The 17769-nt window shown below is 37.1% G+C and carries 28 protein-coding genes; 4 read left to right on the forward strand and 24 right to left on the reverse strand.

Going from position 1 to position 17769, the window contains the following annotated elements:
* The first annotated feature begins 2 nt into the window (after positions 1-2).
* The 3 genes from HM990_RS13610 to HM990_RS13620 are packed head-to-tail and all read left to right on the forward strand — an operon-like array spanning position 3 to position 4171.
* Positions 3-1061 carry a hypothetical protein gene (locus tag HM990_RS13610; protein ID WP_178989467.1) on the forward strand — a complete coding sequence of 353 codons (1059 nt, stop codon included), beginning with the start codon at positions 3-5 and terminating at the stop codon, positions 1059-1061.
* Between the two features lie 10 nt (positions 1062-1071).
* Positions 1072-2616, forward strand: coding sequence for a phospholipase D-like domain-containing protein (locus HM990_RS13615; RefSeq protein ID WP_178989468.1), 1545 nt, complete (start codon positions 1072-1074; stop codon positions 2614-2616).
* Entirely contained in the window at positions 2606-4171 is a 1566-nt protein-coding gene (locus HM990_RS13620; RefSeq protein ID WP_178989469.1) for a sigma 54-interacting transcriptional regulator, read from the forward strand. Before HM990_RS13615 ends, HM990_RS13620 begins: the two co-directional genes overlap by 11 nt.
* Before the next feature lie 3 nt (positions 4172-4174).
* Here the strand turns inward: HM990_RS13620 and HM990_RS13625 are convergent, their stop codons facing one another.
* The 24 genes from HM990_RS13625 to HM990_RS13740 all read right to left on the reverse strand — a co-directional run bounded on the left by HM990_RS13625 (position 4175) and on the right by HM990_RS13740 (position 16650).
* Positions 4175-4705 carry a D-Ala-D-Ala carboxypeptidase family metallohydrolase gene (locus HM990_RS13625; protein WP_178989470.1) on the reverse strand — a complete coding sequence of 177 codons (531 nt, stop codon included), beginning with the start codon at positions 4703-4705 and terminating at the stop codon, positions 4175-4177.
* 119 nt (positions 4706-4824) lie between these two features.
* The gene (locus HM990_RS13630; protein WP_178989471.1) at positions 4825-5157 is read right to left on the reverse strand and encodes a hypothetical protein; all 333 of its coding nucleotides are present in this window, start codon (positions 5155-5157) and stop codon (positions 4825-4827) included.
* Between the two features lie 42 nt (positions 5158-5199).
* Positions 5200-5733: a hypothetical protein gene (locus HM990_RS13635; RefSeq protein ID WP_178989472.1), complete on the reverse strand. Its 534-nt coding sequence runs from the start codon at positions 5731-5733 to the stop codon at positions 5200-5202.
* Complete coding sequence (locus HM990_RS13640; protein WP_178989473.1) at positions 5733-6038, reverse strand: hypothetical protein; 306 nt, start codon at positions 6036-6038, stop codon at positions 5733-5735. Before HM990_RS13640 ends, HM990_RS13635 begins: the two co-directional genes overlap by 1 nt.
* Before the next feature lie 19 nt (positions 6039-6057).
* Positions 6058-6408: a hypothetical protein gene (locus HM990_RS13645; protein WP_178989474.1), complete on the reverse strand. Its 351-nt coding sequence runs from the start codon at positions 6406-6408 to the stop codon at positions 6058-6060.
* Positions 6408-6731 carry a hypothetical protein gene (locus tag HM990_RS13650; RefSeq protein ID WP_042269923.1) on the reverse strand — a complete coding sequence of 108 codons (324 nt, stop codon included), beginning with the start codon at positions 6729-6731 and terminating at the stop codon, positions 6408-6410. Before HM990_RS13650 ends, HM990_RS13645 begins: the two co-directional genes overlap by 1 nt.
* Positions 6728-6976, reverse strand: coding sequence for a hypothetical protein (locus HM990_RS13655; protein ID WP_042269925.1), 249 nt, complete (start codon positions 6974-6976; stop codon positions 6728-6730). Before HM990_RS13655 ends, HM990_RS13650 begins: the two co-directional genes overlap by 4 nt.
* On the reverse strand, positions 6954-7457 hold the full coding sequence (locus tag HM990_RS13660; RefSeq protein ID WP_178989475.1) for a hypothetical protein: 504 nt from the start codon (positions 7455-7457) through the stop codon (positions 6954-6956). Before HM990_RS13660 ends, HM990_RS13655 begins: the two co-directional genes overlap by 23 nt.
* Positions 7457-7960 (reverse strand): peptidoglycan-binding domain-containing protein, encoded by a 504-nt coding sequence (locus HM990_RS13665; RefSeq protein WP_178989476.1) that lies wholly within the window; start codon positions 7958-7960, stop codon positions 7457-7459. The genes HM990_RS13660 and HM990_RS13665 overlap by 1 nt, the downstream gene beginning before the upstream one ends.
* Positions 7961-7969: 9 nt before the next feature.
* A complete protein-coding gene (locus HM990_RS13670) occupies positions 7970-8464 on the reverse strand; it encodes a hypothetical protein (protein ID WP_081908501.1) in 495 nt (164 codons plus the stop codon).
* 28 nt (positions 8465-8492) lie between these two features.
* On the reverse strand, positions 8493-8981 hold the full coding sequence (locus HM990_RS13675) for a hypothetical protein (RefSeq protein ID WP_178989477.1): 489 nt from the start codon (positions 8979-8981) through the stop codon (positions 8493-8495).
* Positions 8978-9424, reverse strand: coding sequence for a hypothetical protein (locus HM990_RS13680; RefSeq protein ID WP_178989478.1), 447 nt, complete (start codon positions 9422-9424; stop codon positions 8978-8980). The genes HM990_RS13675 and HM990_RS13680 overlap by 4 nt, the downstream gene beginning before the upstream one ends.
* Complete coding sequence (locus HM990_RS13685) at positions 9424-9612, reverse strand: hypothetical protein (RefSeq protein ID WP_042269933.1); 189 nt, start codon at positions 9610-9612, stop codon at positions 9424-9426. The genes HM990_RS13680 and HM990_RS13685 overlap by 1 nt, the downstream gene beginning before the upstream one ends.
* Positions 9613-10107 (reverse strand): N-acetylmuramoyl-L-alanine amidase, encoded by a 495-nt coding sequence (locus HM990_RS13690; protein WP_178989479.1) that lies wholly within the window; start codon positions 10105-10107, stop codon positions 9613-9615. It lies immediately after the preceding gene.
* Between the two features lie 10 nt (positions 10108-10117).
* Positions 10118-10555: a TIGR02594 family protein gene (locus HM990_RS13695; protein ID WP_042269937.1), complete on the reverse strand. Its 438-nt coding sequence runs from the start codon at positions 10553-10555 to the stop codon at positions 10118-10120.
* On the reverse strand, positions 10539-12128 hold the full coding sequence (locus tag HM990_RS13700) for a YncE family protein (RefSeq protein WP_178989480.1): 1590 nt from the start codon (positions 12126-12128) through the stop codon (positions 10539-10541). The genes HM990_RS13695 and HM990_RS13700 overlap by 17 nt, the downstream gene beginning before the upstream one ends.
* Positions 12121-12879, reverse strand: coding sequence for a hypothetical protein (locus HM990_RS13705; RefSeq protein WP_042269943.1), 759 nt, complete (start codon positions 12877-12879; stop codon positions 12121-12123). Before HM990_RS13705 ends, HM990_RS13700 begins: the two co-directional genes overlap by 8 nt.
* Positions 12876-13349, reverse strand: coding sequence for a hypothetical protein (locus tag HM990_RS13710; RefSeq protein WP_042269944.1), 474 nt, complete (start codon positions 13347-13349; stop codon positions 12876-12878). The genes HM990_RS13705 and HM990_RS13710 overlap by 4 nt, the downstream gene beginning before the upstream one ends.
* Before the next feature lie 9 nt (positions 13350-13358).
* Positions 13359-13586 (reverse strand): hypothetical protein, encoded by a 228-nt coding sequence (locus HM990_RS13715; protein ID WP_042269945.1) that lies wholly within the window; start codon positions 13584-13586, stop codon positions 13359-13361.
* Positions 13561-14121 carry a hypothetical protein gene (locus HM990_RS13720; protein ID WP_042269947.1) on the reverse strand — a complete coding sequence of 187 codons (561 nt, stop codon included), beginning with the start codon at positions 14119-14121 and terminating at the stop codon, positions 13561-13563. Before HM990_RS13720 ends, HM990_RS13715 begins: the two co-directional genes overlap by 26 nt.
* A 1-nt stretch (position 14122) precedes the next feature.
* Positions 14123-14761, reverse strand: coding sequence for a hypothetical protein (locus tag HM990_RS13725; protein WP_178989481.1), 639 nt, complete (start codon positions 14759-14761; stop codon positions 14123-14125).
* Entirely contained in the window at positions 14751-15392 is a 642-nt protein-coding gene (locus HM990_RS13730; protein ID WP_178989482.1) for a hypothetical protein, read from the reverse strand. Before HM990_RS13730 ends, HM990_RS13725 begins: the two co-directional genes overlap by 11 nt.
* 102 nt (positions 15393-15494) lie before the next feature.
* Positions 15495-16406 carry a hypothetical protein gene (locus HM990_RS13735; RefSeq protein ID WP_042269951.1) on the reverse strand — a complete coding sequence of 304 codons (912 nt, stop codon included), beginning with the start codon at positions 16404-16406 and terminating at the stop codon, positions 15495-15497.
* Between the two features lie 73 nt (positions 16407-16479).
* Positions 16480-16650, reverse strand: coding sequence for a hypothetical protein (locus tag HM990_RS13740; protein ID WP_178989483.1), 171 nt, complete (start codon positions 16648-16650; stop codon positions 16480-16482).
* A gap of 80 nt (positions 16651-16730) precedes the next feature.
* On the opposite strand from HM990_RS13740, the gene HM990_RS13745 reads away from it, so the two are divergent.
* Positions 16731-17768 (forward strand): hypothetical protein, encoded by a 1038-nt coding sequence (locus HM990_RS13745; protein ID WP_178989484.1) that lies wholly within the window; start codon positions 16731-16733, stop codon positions 17766-17768.
* The last annotated feature ends 1 nt before the right edge of the window (position 17769 follow it).

Here is a 17769-nt window from a genome sequence, read left to right on the forward strand (position 1 = left end):
CAATGAAACTTACACAACATACACCTACCATAACCTATCAAGTACTTACGGACTATACAGAAATTAGTAAAGAATCGCCACTTATTTCTATTTTAAAAGTTTGCAAAGAGATTGGCGTTTTTAATGTTTCAGAATTACAAGACTTCTTGAAACCATTAAATAATAACGCTGTATCGAATTTACTATTTAGATTAGAAAGTCTTGATTATTTGAAAAGCATCGAAAAAGAAGCTGATGACTGGATATTTTCAAACAATGAGACGTCTTATGAGTTAACCCAAATGGGACTTAATGTTTGTCTTGATGGAAAAATTGAAGAAGAAAAAAGAGGTATTATAGCACTGACCATTGCTTATCCTAAAAATGCAGATCCAATAATCGTAAAATTAGAGCCTTTAAGCAAAGACGAATTTCAAGATCAAGAAAACACTAAAAGTAATGCTAAACGCGAATTCAATAATTTCATTAATGAAAGTCAGCATTTAAAGAATGGCACTTTTAAATTAAAACATATTGAAAACACTTATGCTCTTGATGAAGAAAAAGAGCAAGATTACACCTTTAATTTCAGTGAGGAGAGTTATACATCTCAACTACTAGATTTTTCAAAAACAGTTAAAATTTCTAAAAGCAAAGTGATAGCAGAACTTTTGATTAATAAATACCAGAGTGCTTATGATGAAGAACAACAATTAATTAGGATGCCTTTTAACCATACAGACCTCTCATTAAAAAGAAATATTTCTATAGATAATCCACAATATGACGGTCTTTACTTTAATAAAATTGAACTCGAAGAACCTGTACAAATAAGTCCATTGGATGATCAGGAAGCAGCACAATGGTTTACTGCACTAGTTGTTTCACGTATTCAAAATTATTTTTTCTCTGATGAAGAGTTTAATGTTTATACAAAAGAGATTGCTGAAAAGTTTGTTGTGTATAAGCAAGGTTTAACTAACTCAATATCCAGAATGGAGTTAATAAATAAATTACATAACAAGCCCGCTGGTTTTTATATCAAAGCAAAACTAGACACCATCAATTACCTTAATCATTAAAGACTATCAAATGCATACTATAAATTTCAAACAAACATTCCGCAATGAAGAGATTCTTGATAATGTCTTTATACTAACTACTAACCAATGGCAAAGCACAGAAGAGCAGCAGTTATCAGTAATTGAATCAGGACCAAAACAAGTGCTTTTTCAGAACATAATAGAGCACATCCAGCAAGCTGAAGAGATGATTTGCTTACAATCTTTTCTTATTCAAGATACAAGTATCATAGACGCATTAGTTGAAGCAAGTCAAAGAGATGTTAAGGTTTTTATCTTAGATGCTGCAGAGACACGATTAAAAACACAGGCTTACCCAGAGGATGATAATTTTATTACTGATGAGTATAAAGAAATGATAAACAAGAAGTTTAGAAGACATTTTGTACATCGTCAAGCAGAAAATCTACACGCAAAATTTATTTTGATTGATCCAAAATCAAACAATGCCAATGGATATCTATTTACAGGTAACTTTAATGAAAAGCCTTTTAAAGAAAACCCAGAATTAGGTGTTGAACTTGATGAGAGACAAACTAATGAGCTATTTAAGTTATTTGTATATCATTTTTGGGAACATACTACAGATGAGCAGAATGACACCGAAACATTTGATAAAGTTCGACCAGCAAATAAATTCCAAGCACCACAACTAGATCACATTCTTTGCACATCTCCAAATGCGGGCTTGTCTAATCTAAAGAGCACGTTAATTACCAGCATTAGTAATACTCAAGAGAGTATATCATTTTCAACTTTTGGTTTAGATATTGAGCACGAGTTAGCGAAAGAGATCTTAAGTAAAATTAAATCAGGGATTGAAGTGACCATCTTCTGTAGACCAAGAGAAAAAACTATTGTAAATCATATTTCGGAATTACAAAAAGCTGGCGCAAAAGTATTCTGCCATCCATTAATACACGCTAAAAGTATTATTGTGGACGATAAAGAAGCGTATGTTTTTACAGCAAACTTTGAAAAGCACGGAATGGATACTGGATTTGAGGTTGGTATGCTTCTTAGTAATAGACAAACCAAAGATTTGATAGGAATACATAATAAATGGAAACAGGATTTTCCGTTGACATTTCACTCTCAAAAAAGTGTACAAGAAATTAGCAACTACAATACGTTCAAAAACAAAGCACTAGTAACTGATAAAATTTCAGAAACTAAAAAAGTCAATCTGAAAAAAGAGATTACGAAGCTATTAGACTTAGCTACTTTTTTTAAGGATACTAATGGAACAAATAATTTTGAAAAACATAAAAATTTAGAAGTCGATAAGGTCGCTACATTAAAAGGATTTGTAGAAAACGAATCAGCGAGATTAGAACCTATTGACGAAGTACTTTCTAAGGTATTGATTAAAAAAGTGAACACTTCTAAAATGAAGAAGGGAGAAAAGAAACCTCAAGAATCAGAGATTAAATGGATAGCTGCCAATAAAATAGTTATTAATATCGATTGGGTAAAGTCAAATAAAGAAGAGCTAATGCAATACATTAATTCAAAATGGTCGGAATATAAAAATATGGAGCTTTATGGAAACTAAAAACTGTCTTTTAACCTGGGATTCCTACAATCACGGTTTCATTGTTACTGCTAGAACTATTCTTGGTTTATTGGAGAATGAAAATATTTTGATAAATGAAGTCTTGTATTTGCATAACCAGCCATTAACTGATCTAAACATAGCAGAAAGAAAGGTATTCTTTAAAGAAGAGCTAGATGCTAAAATTCTGATTGATAAGGACAGATTAGCCAAAGTAAAAAGGGTAAGAGATCAATTTGAACTACAAGAAAGACCGCTCCCTATATTCAGAAATAAGGGAATCACAATAAAAAGTGTGACACATTACCAATCCATATATGATGGATTGGTACAATTACTTAAATCTGATTTCAGTACCTATTCAGGTAATTTACATATTAATGTTTCTCCAGGAACACCTCAAATGCACGTAGTATGGCTAATGTTAAATGCGAGTGGTTATCTTCCAGAGAACACTAGACTATGGTCTAGTCAATGGTCGAAAGCAGATGATAGTTATGCAATAAATGAAATAAAATTTAAGCCTAAAACGTACCTAAGTGAAGTTCTCAAACGTAAGTTTAATGACATATTTACTCCGCTAATAAATCCTAATGACACTCAATCTGGATTACGAATGGAAGCAGAGAAACGTATTGAAGTTTTTGCGCATCTATTAAATGTTCCTATAATGCTTTTAGGTGAACGTGGAACAGGAAAGTCCACTTATGTCAGAGAGGTGATTGCTCCTTTACATACTAATTTACCTTATAAAGAATTGGCTTGCGGAACTTTTAACGAAGAACTACTTAGAGGAGAACTTTTTGGATATATCAAAGGCGCATTTACAGGAGCAAATCAGGACAAAGACGGCATATTAGCTGAGTTTGAAAAAGGAGGTGTTCTATTTTTGGATGAAATTCAAGATTTATCAAAACCTTTACAACGCCAGCTTATTCAAGTTCTACAAACTGGTCAGTACTATCCTCTAGGATCTAATGAACCTAGAACCGCCAAATTCAGATTGATTACTGCTAGTAACAAGAGCTTTCAAGAATTAAACGACACATATTTAGATTTAGATTTTATAGATAGAATTGCTCATTTTATAGTGGAAATACCACCGCTGAGAAAGTCGAGAGAGGATCTATTAAGATTTTGGAGCGAAGCTTGGAAAAGCGTTCATAATAGCGATGATGGTCTAAAATTGATTAATACAACCGCGCTTGATAAGTTTTTAACTGAAGATCCGCTTTTCGGAAACTTTAGAGATTTACAACGACTTGCAGCACTTGTAGGTGCGTTTTATTTATCACATAAGAATCAAAAAGTTGCCGTAAAGGAGGCTATTTCAGAATTCAAAAAATGGTCAACTAAACAGCAACCAAACAAATCGAGTGATACTTTCTTTATAGATGGTAAAGATTATAATCACATTATTGCTCATTTCAATAAGGAACTAGTTCTCTGGGCTGAATCTAACTACGGCACACTGCAAAAGGTAAGTAAGGTGCTGAAGCGTTCAGAAAGTGCATTAAGAAAGGATAAAAGTATGGAACGGTTGTTTAAGAGGTAAGTGTCAAACAAAAGGATTAACCTCCGCAGGCGTCCCACTTGGATAACCCCAAGCAACATACTGCGACTTCATATCATCAGTATCAAGATGTACAAAGGTTCTACCTACTCCTATGCGCTTAAAACCAACATCGCGAGCCACAGAGACTAAGTGATTTCGGATAAATGTAGTTTGAGCCTTTATATCTACAGCTTTACACGTAGGGATTTTATGAGACGAACTGGAAACACCGCCCACTTTTTTGTTGTGTGATGGGCTACGAGCTCCAGAGTTGATCCATTGAAAAATGGGATAGCCTGTTCTGGCTTCCAGTTGCTGAAGCATAAAAATTAATTGCCTATCCATACAATTACCAGAACCAGGAATATCTGGACTGTCAAAAACCGACAAGTCGATAGGTTGTCGATTGATTTGTACCACTTGATTTTTAACCGATTTTACTTTTGATTTTCTATAAATAGCAAAAGCACCTATCATCAAAATTGACAAGGTGCCTAATCCAACATAGATATGTTGATTGTTATTTTTTACCACAACCACATCCTTTTACAGACTCTTTACTTTTCTTGTATCTCAAGAATAGGTCGGAACTTATTTTTACAGCGCTTAATAGTATAAACGCTCCAAAAATATAGTTCAATGTATTATTTCCTTTATCTACGTTCATTGCTTTTTTGCTTATTAAAAATTTGAATTTCTTCTTCTAACTGCTCGATATACTTTTCAAGATCAGTGATACGATCTCGTTGTTTAGTTATCGTTTTATTCATCAAGGTATTCTTGCTCTCCAGTTGTTTTAAACGCTTTTCCATATTCTCAGACCATAGCTTATAGTTTTCCACTACAAGACTATTGGCCTGGACGTTTAGGTTACGTATTTCCGCACTTTTAAGACGTCTTTGCGTCCCATATTGCAATAGCACTTCAATGAGTTTCCAAAACCCAGTAGCACCCAGTACAATTGCAAGTATTTTGATTAAATCCATTACTTTTTAGATTACGCTTTCGCGAAAGCATCATTATTTTTATTACAGCGTTTTAGAAACTCGTGTTCTTCTTACAATTACTGGCTCAGATTCTTCGATTTCATCTCTCTCGATGACATCTGGAGGCAATACAAATATTCCACCTGAGAACGGTCTGAATTTCAGTGGAAGCTCAGCCACATAAGGGTTAACATTAAAGATGATTTCATCTTCTGGATCGTTAAAAATGCCACTTACAAATACACGACCGTCATCATCTATTGCATAGTAAAATGGTTTTCCTTGACGGCTCAAAAGTGTTCCTGTATGCTCGCCTTGTTGGTTTTTGTTGATTGGTGCTGGTAGACTCAACTGCCAGCCCGCAATTTCCTTTCTTCCAGATCTGGAGCGCAATCTAATGTCTTTGCCAATGACGATATTCTCGTTAATCACTGCATAAATATTACGTCCAGGTGAGTGCAACATATCTGCATTTAATTGATTAGATGGCACACTCAGCTCACGCTGAGTGTTTGCTATTAATCCGCCACCTTGTGTTTTGATTATTACATTACTTTGATATCCTACTATACTCATTATTGTGCTATTATTATTCCGGTTAGTATGAGTAAGCCTCCGCCAAAAAACCAGCGCTCCAGCTTACCTCTTTTTATTTGTTTGTGCTGTCTTTTAATGGTCAAGTTCAGCTCTTGAATATGTGACTCATCATTATCTTGAATGATAACAAGGTTTTCAACTTTACGCTCCAACTTAACTATGATCGTATCCTTTTTTTGAGTGAGATACTGCCATCTATAGTTCCGTAATTGCAGCGTGTCTATAATACTATCTTGGTAAACACTGAACTCTAATCGCTTTGCCAGATACTTGGATTGTGACAAATCAAAACAGAAGTATTTTTTACTCTTTATATCTTGTACTATCGGCTGTAAATCCTGAGAAATACTCATACAAGTCCAGAGCAGACATCCTATCAATAGTATTAATTTTTTCATCCAGTGCATTTTGTAAATTTTCTATCGTTTTATGGCTTGAGACTATTTTACCAGTTAAGCTATCCGTTTGCTTTTTTAGCCTTTTTATTTCTTCATCAAGGGTTACATTCTCAATTGAGAGTAGTTCGTTTTCCTCTTCTAATTTCTGAATAGTGTCATTGTTCAAAGCTTCTTCGTGCGGAATGATGTAAAAGATGAGCAAGACAATAATCCCTGCAATCCAAAGCACTAATAAAAAAGGTTTCCAAAACTTCATTACTCTTTGGGTTTCGTTTGAAATAGCTTGTTCAAAAACTTCTCTAATAAGAGTTTATGAAAGACCAATGCAAAAGCAAAAGACTGTAATAAACACTCAATCATTTTTATTTGATAACCTCTCAAGAAAAACAGCGCAACGCCGTAAATAATGCCAATTATGAGCACACGATAACGAGTCGCAATTTTGAGCTTAAAGACTTCATAGAAAAAGTTGGTTGAGCGGTAATGATTAAGACCATAAGCAATCACTATAAAGGTGAGTATATAAGCCCAGTCCAGACTGTTTAAATAATTGGATATGTGTGCTAAAATTTCTATCATTTTAATTGTGTTTTAAGGGTTGATTTTATGCTTTTAATATCTGCTTGTAACGCTACTATTTGATGATTAGGAAATAGATTCTTAGTCAAATGTGCTACTAAAACTATGGTTGCTCCAGAAGCTAATAGCGCAAGAATTATCTTGGTTAATGTTTGATTGGTAAGTGTGACTGTAACTTCTGTTTTGATACCATCTTTATCTACCAGACCGTCTATTAAATCTTTAATGCTTCTCTTTTCTGCCATCTTTTTGTTGCTTTTTTATCTTACCCATTTTTCGTTCGTTAAATAGCTGTTCTGACACTTCTTTTACTTTGTAAAGTCTTAAAACACGTTCTTCAGTAATGGCATCAAACTCATCAGTAATTATGCCTTTTGCTGCTCCGTGATTTTTCAAGAGATACACACGTAGTTGATAGACGCGTTCTCCTTTGCTTCCTAATTTTAAAGGGAAATCATCATTGGGTTCTGGCAGTACTTCGGGCTTATTGACAATTGCTTTCTTTTCTTTTTCTAAGGAAACAATAGGCTTTATTTCTACAACAGGAATCACTTTTTTAACAGGTATTGGTTTATCTTCTTTTTCAGATTTTGATTCCTCAACAATGGTAAATTCAGCATCCTCAACAGTTTGTTCTTTATCTCTAAAGAGGACGTAACCCAATAATCCTAATCCCAAAAGCCCACCAGCGATAAGTAATCCTTTTTGCATCGTTTGTTCGCTCATTATTTCCCAAGACTTGACAGCGCTTTTCGCATTCCAGCGATATCGGCTTGTGTGAATACTGTTTTCTTTAATCGCTTTTGCGCAGCTCGTGAAGTTTTAGGTCCAAATTGTCCATCCACACCATCTCGTTTTGGTCCCGTTTTACCTAAATCTTCTTTGTAGATTTTCAGGTAACGCTGTAATATTTTCACATCAGGATGACGGCTTCCATATTTGATAGGATAGCCTGTTTTAGTAATAACTGGTTTCGTACTTGAACTTGATGATGTTGAAGAACTCGGAATAAAAGGTGGCGTTTGATAGCTGGATGAACTACTTGGTACTGTTGTAATTCCTGACGAAGAAGCGCTCGCTAATGCAGCTTCTTTTTTCTCCTTTTTTTTGGTCATAAAATAATACGCGGTGGCTGCTCCTGCGAGTACCACGATAACACCACCTACCACTAAAAGGTCTTTGTTCTTAGCCATAAATGATGGATTTGTTGCTGTTGATTTCTGTTTCATTGGTTCGATTTACGATTGATAATTAGGAAGGCGTTGCACATAATTTGAGACGTATTCCTTCATTTCACTTTGGCTTAAAAAGCTATTCAAGTGTTGCCACATATCTTTTTTGTAGAGTTGATAATATGCTTTAGAAAGACTGGCGATTTGCGTTTTATCACGCAACTTTTTACCAAAAACATCTTTGATGGCCTCTTCATCATCATTAAAAGTGCCTTTCGCATCCTTAATGATTTTAGCCAGTTTCTTAGCCGAGGCATCGTCCAGTACTTGAATGCTTTTGGGCGCTACCCATTTCTGAACGTCAGTTAGGTAGTTCATATCAAATGGACTGTTCCAGTTCGGCTCTTGTTTGGTCGTTCCTACGTTTCCAGTAGTGACTTGCACGCCAGTTCCAACAGATGCGGTTGTTGTGGATTTAAGTGCTTGTTGCTTTGTACGCTTTCGCGAAAGCGTAACAAAAACACCTATCCCGATAACGCCAAGTCCCGCGCCACCTATCATCCACCATCCTGTTTTTGAGATTTCCATATTAAGCTGTTCTGTAATTAGGTAGCGCCTTCACGATGTTGAGCACTATGGTTATTTCTTCCTTGTCAAAGCGGTCTTTGAGCGTGTCAATTAGGTTTTTTGAATAGGTTTCTTGGTAGGCTTTTGCTACTTGTGACACCTGAACTTTATCTTTCATCTTGCGGAAGACTCCGTAGACTTGTTCTTCATCATCGCCACCTTGATACCAGCTTCCCCAAGCTTTGTGAATCTGGTCTGCATAGCGAGAAGCCGTACTTGTTTTTACTACCAATACTTCGCGATTTACGGTCTGTAACACCTTATTCAAAAAATGAATATCAAAAGCATTTTGCGAGGTCAGTCCACTTGAAATTGGTTGAATTTGTGCTTGAATAGCAGTCAGTAATTTGCTGGTGCGTAAGTCACGACTACGCTTTCTCATTGAGAAAAACGTGGTTCCTATAAAGAGTGTTCCCACACTGGCGCCTATAATTTTATACGTCATACTCATTTGCCCAACAATTTTAAGCCACGACCTGCAGGTGTGAGCATTGCTAAATCTGATACATCCGCATTTTTTGCTGAATTTTTAAGAAGTACGATAACTCCAACCAACACAACTGCAAGTATCACAGGCACTCCAATCGATAATACTTTCGTCAAACTTTTTCCCAAGCCAAAAATATTTCCACGTATCTCAGATAAATCGGCAATTGTTCTGGTTGCCATATTGGAAACATCAAGGTTGTTTTGATGGAGCCATTTGTTAAAGTTGGGACTCGTCGTACAAGTTGCTGAACCATTAGATTTCCAAGTAATGAGCCATATCATTTTTGCATTCTCTTGACCTAATTCGCTTTTCAATTTGGCGAAATAGCTTGTCCAGAAATCACACGGATCGTCTGCTTCTGGAACTAAAAAAATGCGGTTATCTATGTTTACTTGTATAGCCATTAATTACTTCTGAAAATGGTATTACTGTGTTTTTTGCTATCGGTTTTACTGAAATCGTTCTTTTCTAAAAATTGCTGAAGGCGAGCTTTGAGTTGCGCTTCTTTTTTTAAAGCGGTGCGCTTATCGTAATTGATATATAGCTGCCTGCCCAACCAAAAACCAACACCTAATGTCAAAATCGTTTTCATCTACTTTCTCTTATAAATATTATGCTCGGGAATGTCTAATTCTCTGAGCCATTCTGCTACTTCAAATCCTGGACTATCTTCATCTGCTTTGGTAGGGATTTCATTAAAACCTGCAATAATGATGTCTGGAAAGCGCAGTATATAGAACTTTACAATCGCTTCAAGTGCCGCTTTTTGTTCATCGGTACGCGTGTCTTTGTCCCAAGCTTCCTTGAGTGTTCTGCCACCTACATAAGCAATGTGTTTGGCAATTCCCGTGATACCGTTTTGACCGTGAGAGATTCCCCATAAATCTGTAGTTGTTGGGCTTTCTTCACTTATGATGGTTTGTAAAACACCATCTTGAAGTACGAGGTAATCAATGCCTGGACGATTCCAACCAAAGCCGCCTTTATCTTTAGGAAGCGTATGTTGATTGATAATAATTTCCTTACCGAAGTCTTTCGCTTCGCTGGTGTCGGTACTTTGTATAATGAGATAATCTACTTTTTGCATCTTCTGTGATTTAAGAGTTTATAGCTGATAAGCGTCTAAAGCCTAATAAGCGATAGACAGGATATATTTTGATGTTGACTTGATTTTTCTGATTACCACCCAAGACATAGATGTATTTTTTGTCTTCTGAATAGCTAATGAATAGACCTACGTGACCTTTCCAACTGGCTTTTTTACTACGCCATAAGACGACCACATCGTTGAGTTTGGGTTCTTTGATTTCGGTACCAACTTGCAGCCAAGAACGAGCAGTGAGTTTGTTAGTTCGTTCTACTTTCGCCTTGAGTGCTACCCAATTGATAAACGCAGAACACCACGCAGTTTCATCGGTTGTGACCCAAGTGTGTCCTATTTCTTTGAAGTAATTTAGAACAATGGGATTGTGCTCTTTGCCTACAATTTCGGTTACACCGTATTGGCTTAAGGCTATATTAATAAGTTGACTCATTAGGTGGCTCGTCTTTAGGGTTATCGAGCCACGATACTGGAATGCCCTTACTCATTTGGACACCAGTAGATATTCTTGATTTTTCGGGAAGCATATTATACATCTCGATTTGATTGTAATAAATTAGAAAAGTCACTTGCTGGAACGGATTAATTTTAAAACACCACGTCACGTGTCCATCTATTAAGTTTCCATCAAAGTCAAATACTTCTGACACGTTAGCAAAGTTTTGAGGACTCTGACTATTACTCAACGAGATGGTTTTACAGATTTCGGTACCAGTGACGGACTTTTCTGTAATCTGTAGTGCATTGATGCGGTCTTCTCCAGAAGCAACCAGCTTGACGTGACCAACCATTGCAGGATTATGCTGGAAGTCTTCACGATCTTCATAATATTCTTCGTTTACTGTTACGGTAGGACCTGATTGTAATCCCGAAATGCCAACTGTATCATCTGCAGAGTTGCTCACGCCTATAATATCTTCCTTAGAACTAATTGCTAACCCAAGTCCAAAACTTTCAGTTTTAATAGTATCTATTACTTGATGCTTTGGGCTAATTCTACTAAACGTTTGATCGCCTCGATTCCCTACGTACATCAATCCATTATGCGGATTATAAGCAATAGCCACAGGATCTTTTCCAACACTTAATTTAGTGATGGCTCCAAATCTTACGGTGTCTAAAACCGAAACAGAATTTGAATTATTCAGTACCATATACATATTCTTGGTCACTGGATGGAATTGAAACGAAACAATATCTGCCACCACAGAACCTACGCTTCCTTTTTGATTGCCTTGAAGATCATATACATTGATGGCACCATCCACTATATTATGAATGTATAAATCGCCTGAGTCGGTATCAACCCCAAGTGTTCTTGCTCCAGGTACTAAAGGCAGGTTATTTACTCTACGATTGATGCAAATTTTAGAGATTGTCCCTGAAACTAAATTTGCTGTATAGTAACATTGATCCACAGGATTGTAAACGATATCTACTGGGCGATTACCAACAGCTTCTCTTCTTAAAATTGAAAAATCTCTATTGATAAAAACGACTTCGTTTGAAACTGAACAAGCTACCGCAACTACTCCGTATTCAACACTATTAGCAGATGTATTTACCGCTAAAGCAACTGGACTGATACTACCTGGAACGCTTAAAATTGTCGGATTGACAGCTCTTCTTTCGCCAATTCCAGATCCACTATCAGTCTGAGAATTACCTTGCAACAAGTCAATTGTAGTGACAAGTTCTCCTGAAGGATTAACCACCGAGACAGAATCGCCTAATTGATTCACTACATAAAATAAGTCTGTAACAACATTATAGACCAGCTCTTGTGGTTGCTTATCTACGATTACACTTTTTATTCCTTCTTCATTTATAAACATTGGGTCAGTAAGAGGTGTGCAAGCAATCGCACCCCAAAGACATACTTTTCTAATATCCTTCGTATGGTTTGTAACCGTTACTTGTACAACATCATTCTCTTTTTGAAGTTGTGCGTAGAAACGTTTTAAACTTGCCTGCTTGTCTAACCAAGTATATATTGCTCTACTCATTGGCTCTATAATTTTCTATAAAATTGATAATATCTTTGGTACGCTCAATTTGTGAAGCACCGACTATTTCTGGATTTTTACCAAACACTTTTGTTACTGCATACACGGCTTCAATGGTGGGAAAACCATAATCGAGGTATTGTTTCATACCGCATAAATCTGCGGTAGTTTGACTGCGTGTATTTAAGAACCAATGACAGCCTTCGTGTGCCAAAATCGCCACACGAATAGGAATCGTATAAGACTTAAACAAACGTTGAGAAATCTGTACTCTCGGCATTTTTCGATGCGTTCTCGCAGGTGTGATAAGCTCTGCGCCAAAAGGATCTGTAATCTTATCTAAATATTGAAACAGAAATTCGTTGTCGGTGCTTTCATAAAAACCAGGAGGTACATATCCTGCTTTTTGCGCAAACTGAATTGCAAATTCTAAGAAACGATGTTGGTCGTCAGTCGCCCAAACCGCAAGTGCTGGCATTTTTTCAATTTTCACATTGACGATTTCAAAAGCATCGTCATCTGAGTGGTTTTTATCAAAGACTTCCATTTCCAGTACTTCTGGAGAGACTGGCAATGCGATCACAAATTCTCGTTTTGAGTTCGCTTTCGCGAAAGCGGCTTTTCTCCTAAAATAATAGCTGTTAGGATGCTCAGGATCATACACACGAATTCCCAACTCAAAAGGCATCAAAGCCATAATGGTCAGTTTTATCTGAAAGCGTTCTCTATTTGATGGTATGGTTGTTATCACTGAGGAGAGTGTTGGTATTGCTTATTTTTAGAACTACTCATTACCGCAAGTCCAATCACTCCGACAACTACGACGCCACCCAAAACATAAACGATGGTAGGAATCCCTTTTTTCTCTTCTTCTGGAACTTCTGGAGCTCCTAAGTCTACAGAGAAGTCTGAAGGCAGTTCTGTGTTAGTGCCATATCCATCTAAAGGTTTTGGTGTAGTAAACGAATCGATTACTTGACCTATCGCTGTAGCGCCTCCAGCTTCTTTATAAATCTGTCCTACATCTTTAAAGAACTTTGTGCGCTTTGCTTTGCGCTCTATTCGTTTTGGAGCAGATCTTCTTACCGTTCTTCTGGCGACACGTTTTGCTTTTCGCTTGGCACGTCTTGCTTTACGTTTCTTTTTATTTCCAAAAAAGTCATCGTAATCCTCATCTTGTAGATGGCGACTTAAAATGCTTTCTGTTTCTCCTAAAATCATAAATGGGTATTAGATAATTTGCATTATTCTTAAGGTCGAGGCTCCAGGATCGTAGGTGATTTTCTTATAACCTTTACCCACAAAAGGATAACCCTTTGCTTCGCCTGGAAATAAAACCACTCCATTAACCAAAGCTTTTCCTTCTCCGACGTTTTTAATTGAGGCACTCAAAAACCCATCACTGATTTCTCCTGAGACCGTGGTGTCTATTTCATTTACTTGTGCTAATATGTCCATTTTGTAATTTTTTGTTTTGAATGAATTTATAAATCCCAAATCCTGTTACACCTGCAACTCCCACGACAGCAATTACTTTAACCACTTTGCTCACCTTACTGTCAGACTTCATTGTCTTTTTACTGGCTTCTACTTGGTTAGCTTGAAGTTGTTTGACTTCGGCTTTTGCAATAGCAGATAATGGTGTTTTGACAACCGCAGGACTTAATTTTTTAATCAAGTGGCTTATGGGTGTCTTTACTTTGACTGGTGGTTTTTTAGTTTTGATGACCGCTTTTTTCGGTTGTACCGTTTTCTTACGAATCACAGGAATGGTTTTGACTCGAATAGGCGGTAATTTCATAGGACGACCACGAACTACTCTGGGACGACTTCTTACAGGTGGTCTGCTTAATTTTGGTTTAGAAGACCGTCTGCGTTTTAAAAGTTTTCGCGTACGGCGTTTCTTTCTGCTACGACGACGTCTGCCTCCGAAGTTATCGTAGTCTTCGTCCTGATAAACATCATAATCTGTAAGTGCGTAGGTGTTTGTCATTTTATCTCGGCATTGGCACCGGTGGCTGTCCGTAAGGCATTGGTGGACGTCCCGATTTCATTAATACTACCGCTCCGATACCTAAGACGACCACACCGCCACCTATCATTAGCATCATATTGGTTTTCTTTTTGGCAGCTTCGGCTTTCTTCTTTTCTTCCTCACGACGACGCGCTTCCTCTTGTCTGCGTCTTTCTTCTGCCTCACGACGTTTGCGTTCTTGCTCTTCGCGCATACGCTGCATACGCATTTCCATATCTCTTTTAGCCGCAGCAGCCTGGGCAGATGCTCTTGCTTGTGCAGTTGCTTGAGCTGCGCCATTATTAGATGAACCTCCACGTTTCTTTTTCTTAAAGAGTCCACCTATAATGCCTACAGCACCTTTGGCAATCGCTCCCCAAAATTGATCGTTCTCTTGTGATGAGAATCGAGCGATTAAATTTTCTAACGCTTTCGCGAAAGCGTAATCTCCATCTTTTAATAGGTCAACCACCTCATTTACGAGTTGCTCTTTTGATGGTTTACCTTGAAAGAACACATTGCTTTTAGCAAGTAATTCTTGAACAGGTTTTGGATAATTGAGAACCAAATAAGTAAGGTTGTCAATCGCCTGATTATATTGTGATTGTTTATTTGACATTGCTAAAATTGAATTTTAAACCGTGTCCGACCAATGCGCCTGCAATGAAAACCACTCCAAAAAGTAGGAGTTCATCTTTAGTCACGCTGAAGGTTTTATGCGGTTGTGGTTTAGGTTCTTCTTCTTTTTTCTTTGCTTCTTTACGAATGCGCACTTCGTTCCAAACCATTTGCACTTCCTGCGCAAGATTCTTGTCATCTGCTTGAGCGTTAGATCGTTTTACGATGGTTTGGTAATAGCGTTCTAAGTCCTTGTCAGAATAGCTCTCAAACTGGTTAAGAAAACTGACTTCATCGCCTGTCCCTGAATAATTAGAATGCCCACAAGCTTTGCAGAAATTACTTTCTGTATTATAAGAGTCGTTGCTGCAAGCACCACAAAAGTTGTCTTCTTTGGGTTGGCTAAGCTTTAAAATGGCCTGCTTATCGGGATGTAATTGTATGAGCTCTTTAATAACTTTACGCCCTTTTTTACGGGCAAGTTCTTTTATAGCTTCTGCGAGGTGTTTAGGATCTTCGGGCGCTTCAAAACCATACTCAAATAACAATTTTGACACATCATCTGTATTGTGATAGACGATATAATCGATTCTATTTTGAGCTAGTGAAGGTGTTTGTTTTGAGTTTTTCATCTTGTTTTCAATAAGAACAGCCAGAGTTTATGGTTTAGGGGAAAACCGACTCTGGCTGTCTGGTATTAGGTACAAAGTCTGGACGAGTTCCTTATTACAGGACTATCGTCTACGACGTCTTACCAATCGAGAAACTGGACGTCTCGCCACCGGTTTTCTGACTAGTCTACGACGTTTTACAACTCTACGAGTAGGACGTCTCACCACTCTACGTCTAGGACGCACACCTAATGCTGTCGGTCTTTTTCTTCGGATTAAATCCAACTGTGGAAGCCCAGTGGTACGTGGTGCTCTTGAAAGCTCTGCCACGTTAGTGCCTTTTAAAAGGTTACCCAGATTTGCTCTCGCTTTAATCGTAAATGTGAATACTGCCGTCACACCATCTTCTACAGATACACGCAGGGAATCCTGACCTGTAACATCCATCTCGAAGTTGTCATCGTCAATGAGTTGTTGGGTAAAGTTTTGAGGCGAGGTCGCATTACGTGGTTGATACACTCTGGTCGTTTTAGATCCGGAAGCGGTTCTACGATCTATACGTAGCACATTATCAAATTGCAGTGCGTTACTCACAGAGTATTTCATTCCCGCAATCTTGAACGGATTTGATTTACTCTCTTCACGTACTTCCTTATGGCTGGACTCTTCAATCTCAACGGTTAATCCGTTAGGCTGAGCAGCTTCTGCATTACCACCAAAGATGACTGCCTCTGCACGAGCACCAGACTTGTTAGTCACGACTACCGTAAGGGTTCTGTCGTTAGGATCTATTTTTCCAATGCTCGATTTTGTATAATCATCATAGGCATCATCGTCGTACTCGCCTTCATCAGCGTAGTCGTCGTAATCATCATATTCATCTTCGTACTCTTCGTCGTAACCATCTTCTAAACCTTCAAATCCAGTATCGAAGTCGTCTTCTTCATCGTCGTACATCTCGTCGTTATCGTAGTCGTCATACTGATCTTCAGCAGCTTCCTCGTAACGCATTAATTCGTCGTTATAATCTTTCATTTGTTTTCATTGTTTGCCTGTTCAAAAAACAGGATGATACTTTTGTTTTGGTGTCCAAAAGTGTCTCTAAACACTATTTTTTAGTTGGACTTGCAGTTACTGGTTTCTTTGCTTCAGCTAATTTTTTAGCTTTCATTTTTTGCATCATCGGAGCAATTAAAAAAGTTCCTAATGCGATTCCAGCGACGCCTGCTCCCACACAATACAGAATTGGTGTCCAGGCGATGTCGTTCTTGTTTGCCATTCGTTTAATTATTGATTGATTTCGTTTTGAATTACTTGGCGAGGTCTCTAAACCTTGATTGACTGCGAAGTTGAGAATGAATGGTAGTTTTTCCGCTGTCGCGAAAGGGACTTTGGGACGGAGGAAGAAATAATTATATTGCTGATTGTAATATGGATAATAGTATCTCAAAAAAGAAAATCATCTACCTCGACCAATTTGCTGTAAGTGAAATGATGGATAGAAATTCTAATGTTGAATGGAAAGAGATAAAAAAATTATTATTGAAAGCTTACAAAGCTGGTAAAATCGTATGCCCAACTTCTTCTGAGCATCTTATTGAAACAGTACCTAAAGGTTTTTTAGACGCTTCAGATCACGATGGGTTTTTGAGTAGCCTATCTGATGGTTTAACATATAAGTCCGAATTGCTTGTTGTTACTCAACTTATTTCAAGTAGACTAAGAAAAAACAATAAGACACTTAATACTTTTTTTCATTTCAATACAAAAGAAGTGTTGTCAAATAAAAAGACGTACGATGAACTTTTTACTCATAATATTCAGAGCAAAGAGTTAATGAATTTCGGTGTTAATGACGTTAATCAAATAAGAAAAGCGGTTGGCAGCAATAGAGTTGATCCTAAAACTAAAAGAACTTTATATTTATTAACCAAAAAACTTACCATTGATAAATTCATAGAACGTTTAGACGATTTGTTAAAAAAAGGGCAAACCGTTTTAAGGGGAGACCAAATGGGCAATACTAAAATCCCCAATTGGATTGATTCGATAATATGGAGACTTTTAAATGTTCATAAATTCAAAAAAAAGGATATCATCCATCTAAAAGCCCAATTGAAGAGAACAGGTTTTGATAGTATTCCTACTTTAGATATTCGACACTCCTTAAAAGCTTTGATTTCACTTTATAACAAGACTGAAGATTTCGGAGACCAAATTGATATATCCAGAATTTCAACAGGATTGCCAATTTCAGATGTTTTGTTTACAGATAAAAAGCGCAAATCTGAAATAATTGAATTAGAGTTAGATGTAAAGTATAAAACAAAAGTCCTTTCAGGACAACATCAAGATTTTTGTCTTTTTATAGATTATCTAAAAAAAGAAATAAATTAAT

The organism is Winogradskyella schleiferi (genome assembly GCF_013394655.1).
In the GTDB taxonomy this organism is placed as follows: domain Bacteria; phylum Bacteroidota; class Bacteroidia; order Flavobacteriales; family Flavobacteriaceae; genus Winogradskyella; species Winogradskyella schleiferi.

Bases quoted from the DNA above. Each gene is read 5' to 3' on its own strand.
- HM990_RS13695 (WP_042269937.1), bottom strand. From the start codon at position 10,555: ATGAGTCAACTTATTAATATAGCCTTAAGCCAATACGGTGTAACCGAA.
- HM990_RS13645 (WP_178989474.1), bottom strand. From the start codon at position 6,408: ATGAAGTTTTGGAAACCTTTTTTATTAGTGCTTTGGATTGCAGGGATT.
- HM990_RS13660 (WP_178989475.1), bottom strand. From the start codon at position 7,457: ATGAGCGAACAAACGATGCAAAAAGGATTACTTATCGCTGGTGGGCTT.
- HM990_RS13685 (WP_042269933.1), bottom strand. From the start codon at position 9,612: ATGAAAACGATTTTGACATTAGGTGTTGGTTTTTGGTTGGGCAGGCAG.
- HM990_RS13655 (WP_042269925.1), bottom strand. From the start codon at position 6,976: ATGGCAGAAAAGAGAAGCATTAAAGATTTAATAGACGGTCTGGTAGAT.
- HM990_RS13675 (WP_178989477.1), bottom strand. From the start codon at position 8,981: ATGAGTATGACGTATAAAATTATAGGCGCCAGTGTGGGAACACTCTTT.
- HM990_RS13615 (WP_178989468.1), top strand. From the start codon at position 1,072: ATGCATACTATAAATTTCAAACAAACATTCCGCAATGAAGAGATTCTT.
- HM990_RS13610 (WP_178989467.1), top strand. From the start codon at position 3: ATGAAACTTACACAACATACACCTACCATAACCTATCAAGTACTTACG.
- HM990_RS13630 (WP_178989471.1), bottom strand. From the start codon at position 5,157: ATGGATTTAATCAAAATACTTGCAATTGTACTGGGTGCTACTGGGTTT.
- HM990_RS13720 (WP_042269947.1), bottom strand. From the start codon at position 14,121: ATGACAAACACCTACGCACTTACAGATTATGATGTTTATCAGGACGAA.
- HM990_RS13620 (WP_178989469.1), top strand. From the start codon at position 2,606: ATGGAAACTAAAAACTGTCTTTTAACCTGGGATTCCTACAATCACGGT.
- HM990_RS13700 (WP_178989480.1), bottom strand. From the start codon at position 12,128: ATGAGTAGAGCAATATATACTTGGTTAGACAAGCAGGCAAGTTTAAAA.
- HM990_RS13680 (WP_178989478.1), bottom strand. From the start codon at position 9,424: ATGGCTATACAAGTAAACATAGATAACCGCATTTTTTTAGTTCCAGAA.
- HM990_RS13650 (WP_042269923.1), bottom strand. From the start codon at position 6,731: ATGATAGAAATTTTAGCACACATATCCAATTATTTAAACAGTCTGGAC.
- HM990_RS13670 (WP_081908501.1), bottom strand. From the start codon at position 8,464: ATGATAGGTGGCGCGGGACTTGGCGTTATCGGGATAGGTGTTTTTGTT.
- HM990_RS13725 (WP_178989481.1), bottom strand. From the start codon at position 14,761: ATGTCAAATAAACAATCACAATATAATCAGGCGATTGACAACCTTACT.
- HM990_RS13635 (WP_178989472.1), bottom strand. From the start codon at position 5,733: ATGAGTATAGTAGGATATCAAAGTAATGTAATAATCAAAACACAAGGT.
- HM990_RS13710 (WP_042269944.1), bottom strand. From the start codon at position 13,349: ATGATTTTAGGAGAAACAGAAAGCATTTTAAGTCGCCATCTACAAGAT.
- HM990_RS13665 (WP_178989476.1), bottom strand. From the start codon at position 7,960: ATGAAACAGAAATCAACAGCAACAAATCCATCATTTATGGCTAAGAAC.
- HM990_RS13730 (WP_178989482.1), bottom strand. From the start codon at position 15,392: ATGAAAAACTCAAAACAAACACCTTCACTAGCTCAAAATAGAATCGAT.
- HM990_RS13740 (WP_178989483.1), bottom strand. From the start codon at position 16,650: ATGGCAAACAAGAACGACATCGCCTGGACACCAATTCTGTATTGTGTG.
- HM990_RS13690 (WP_178989479.1), bottom strand. From the start codon at position 10,107: ATGCAAAAAGTAGATTATCTCATTATACAAAGTACCGACACCAGCGAA.
- HM990_RS13735 (WP_042269951.1), bottom strand. From the start codon at position 16,406: ATGAAAGATTATAACGACGAATTAATGCGTTACGAGGAAGCTGCTGAA.
- HM990_RS13715 (WP_042269945.1), bottom strand. From the start codon at position 13,586: ATGGACATATTAGCACAAGTAAATGAAATAGACACCACGGTCTCAGGA.
- HM990_RS13745 (WP_178989484.1), top strand. From the start codon at position 16,731: ATGGTAGTTTTTCCGCTGTCGCGAAAGGGACTTTGGGACGGAGGAAGA.